1 pseudogene is annotated in these 240 nt (G+C 66.7%); it reads left to right on the forward strand.

Going from position 1 to position 240, the window contains the following annotated elements:
- Window positions 1-240: pseudogene (locus tag QP140_RS10250) on the forward strand (universal stress protein); the annotation flags it as partial.

Below are 240 nucleotides of genomic sequence, written 5' to 3' on the forward strand. Positions count from 1 at the left end.
CATCCCGTCGAATCCTTGTAGGTTACGTCGCTACCGCGGCGGGCCGTGACGCCCTGAACTTGGGTATCACGCTCGCTGTGGACCGCGATGCCGAGCTCCACGTGGCCATGGTTGCTCCGGAAGCGGAGCCGTATGCGGCCGCAGTTTCTCAGGGCGCGGGCTATGAGCGCGTCTTGCGCCGCCAGCTGCAGGAATGGGTCGACGAAGCGGTCGCTTCGGTCCCGGAAGGCGTCCGCGTGT

The organism is Corynebacterium sp. UMB9976 (genome assembly GCF_030212265.1).
Taxonomy (GTDB): domain Bacteria; phylum Actinomycetota; class Actinomycetes; order Mycobacteriales; family Mycobacteriaceae; genus Corynebacterium.